Genomic DNA, 2,680 nt, shown 5'->3' with positions numbered 1-2,680 from the left:
CCCGGCACGGGGCACCGCGGGCGGACTCCGGCCCGCCACCGCTGCTCCGGGGGCCTGCCCGCCCCCCGCCGTGAGCATCTCGGCGTCTACGGTCGGGAGAGCGCGGTGCCGGGCGCCCGGCCCGTTCCGTACCACCTCGCAGGAGCACGCGTGCCGCAGCCGTCCGGTCCCGTCGCCGCCATGGAGCGGCACCAGGTCGCCGTCTACCTCGGCGCCCTCGCCGCCGGCGGGCTCCTCGGGTGGGTCGCGCCCGGGGCCGGACCCGGGCTTGAGCACGCCATCAACCCCGTCCTCGGCGCGCTGCTCTTCGTGACGTTCCTCCAGGTGCCCGCCGCCGAGCTGCTCCGGTCCCTGCGCTCCGGGCGGTTCCTCGCCGCCGCGCTCGTCGTCAACTTCGCCGTCGTACCGCTGGTCGTCGCGGCGATGTTCGCGTTCCTCCCCGACGAACAGGCCATCCGCATGGGCGTCCTGCTCGTCCTGCTCACCCCCTGCGTCGACTACGTGATCGTCTTCAGCGGCCTCGCCGGCGGCAGCAGCCGCCGGCTCCTGGCCGCCACCCCCCTCCTGCTCCTCGCGCAGATGGTCCTGCTGCCCGGCTACCTGTACCTCTTCATGGGCTCCGGCCTCGCCGACATCGTCGACGCCGGGCCGTTCGTCGAGGCGTTCGCCGTCCTCATCGCCATCCCTCTCACCCTGGCCTGGCTCACCCAGGCGTGGGCCGCCCGCCGCCCCGCCGGGCGGCGGACCGCCGACGCCGCGGGCACCGCGATGGTGCCCCTGATGGCCGCGACGCTCGCGACCGTCGTCGCCTCCCAGGTCCCGAAGGTCGACGACAGCGCCGGCGACGTGGCCCGCGTGGTGCCGTTCTACGTCCTCTTCCTCGCCGCGATGGCCGTCGCCGGCCTCGGCGTCGCCCGGCTGTTCCGCCTCGACGTCCCGGCGAGCCGCGCGATCGTCTTCACCGGCGCGACCCGCAACTCCCTCGTCGTCCTCCCCCTGGCCCTCGCGCTGCCCGACCGGCTCGCCGCCGCCGCGGTGGTCGTCGTCGCCCAGACCCTGGTCGAGGTCGTCGGCATGGTGGTGTACGTACGCCTCGTCCCCCTACTGCTGCCCGACGGCGTACGCGACCGGGCGTGACCGAGACGTGACCCGCCGCCGCCCAACCCGCCTGAACTCGCCTGTTCTGCCGGGCTTTTCGGGGAGGTAGGTTGGAAGCAGTCCCCGTAGGGAGGCTGACGCGATGCCGTGGATCGTCTGGCTGCTCGCCGCCGCGGCGCTCGGCGCCGCCGAGTTCTTCACGATGACGCTGGTCTTCGGCCTGCTGGCCGGCGCCGCGATGGTGGCCGCCGTGGTGGCCGGAGTGGGCGTCGGCGCGCTGGGGCAGTTCGCGGCCCTCGGGGCGGCGGCGGCCGCGGGGCTCGTCGTCGTACGCCCCGTCGCGCTGAAGCACATGGCGCAGACCCCGCTGACCCGCGACGGCAGCGACGCGCTGCTCGGCGCGCGGGCGGAGGTCGTGCAGGAGGTCACCGCGACCCGGGGGCTGATCAAGCTCTCCGGCGAGGAGTGGTCCGCCCGCGCCCTCGACGAGACCGCCGTGATCCCGGTGGGGGCGCTGGTGGAGGTCATGGAGATCGAAGGCGCGACCGCCGTGGTCTACCCCCGCGAACTCCTCCCCTGAACCGTCCCGAACCGCCCCGAACCGCCCCGAACCGCGCCGTCGCCGAACCGGCGAACCGCCGAACCGCACAACGCACAGCCAACGGAGGAAGTGTGGACCCGGTTGTCATCCCGATTCTCCTGGCGGCGCTGGTCGTCGTCTTTCTCGTGTCGAGCAGCGTGCGGGTCGTCCCGCAGGCCCGCCGCTACAACATCGAGCGCTTCGGCCGCTACCGCCGTACGCTCCAGCCCGGCCTGAACTTCGTCGTGCCGGTGGCGGACCGCGTCAACACCAAGCTCGACGTACGCGAGCAGGTGTACTCGTCCGACCCCCGGCCGGTGATCACCGAGGACAACCTCGTCGTCAACATCGACACGGTGCTCTACTACCAGATCACCGATCCGCGGAAGGCCGCGTACGAGGTCTCCGACTACCTCCAGGCGATCGACCAGCTCACCGTCACCACCCTGCGCAACGTCATCGGCGGCATGGACCTGGAGGAGACCCTCACCTCCCGCGAGGAGATCAACGCCCGGCTGCGCTCCGTCCTCGACGACGCCACCGGCAAGTGGGGCATCCGCGTCAACCGCGTCGAGATCAAGGCCATCGACCCGCCGCACAGCATCAAGGAGGCGATGGAGAAGCAGATGCGCGCCGAGCGCGACAAGCGCGCGGCGATCCTGCACGCCGAGGGCGAGCGGCAGGCGAAGATCCTCACCGCCGAGGGCACGAAGCAGAAGGACATCCTGGAGGCGCAGGGCACGCAGCAGGCCATGATCCTGCGGGCGGACGGCGAGGCGCAGGCCGTGGAGCGCGTCTTCCAGGCCGTCCACCGCAACAACGCCGACCCGAAGATCCTGGCGTACAAGTACCTGGAGACGCTGCCGCACCTGGCGAAGAGCGACAACAACACGTTCTGGGTGATCCCCGGCGAGCTGACGGAGGCGGTACGCACCGTCACCACCGCCTTCGGCGACAAGTCGGCGCCGGGCCTGCCGCAGGCCGCGCAAGCCGCGCCGGCCG

The 2,680-nt window shown here is 72.7% G+C and carries 3 protein-coding genes; all 3 read left to right on the top strand.

Going from position 1 to position 2,680, the window contains the following annotated elements; all coding sequences use genetic code 11:
* The first annotated feature begins 180 nt into the window (after positions 1–180).
* On the top strand, positions 181–1,137 hold the full coding sequence (locus H5J30_RS26240) for an arsenic resistance protein (RefSeq protein WP_220189390.1): 957 nt from the start codon (positions 181–183) through the stop codon (positions 1,135–1,137).
* A gap of 103 nt (positions 1,138–1,240) precedes the next feature.
* Positions 1,241–1,678: an NfeD family protein gene (locus tag H5J30_RS26235; protein WP_181789813.1), complete on the top strand. Its 438-nt coding sequence runs from the start codon at positions 1,241–1,243 to the stop codon at positions 1,676–1,678.
* Positions 1,679–1,770: 92 nt separating this feature from the next.
* The coding region (locus H5J30_RS26230; RefSeq protein WP_181789812.1) for an SPFH domain-containing protein at positions 1,771–2,680 on the top strand (910 nt) is incomplete at its 3' end.

The sequence above is a fragment of the Streptomyces phytophilus genome (assembly GCF_013870535.1).
GTDB lineage: Bacteria > Actinomycetota > Actinomycetes > Streptomycetales > Streptomycetaceae > Streptomyces > Streptomyces phytophilus.
The sequence above is the reverse complement of the archived record's forward strand: the minus strand, read 5'-3'. Positions and strand labels throughout refer to the sequence as shown.

Bases quoted from the DNA above. Each gene is read 5' to 3' on its own strand.
- H5J30_RS26240 (WP_220189390.1), top strand. From the start codon at position 181: ATGGAGCGGCACCAGGTCGCCGTCTACCTCGGCGCCCTCGCCGCCGGC.
- H5J30_RS26235 (WP_181789813.1), top strand. From the start codon at position 1,241: ATGCCGTGGATCGTCTGGCTGCTCGCCGCCGCGGCGCTCGGCGCCGCC.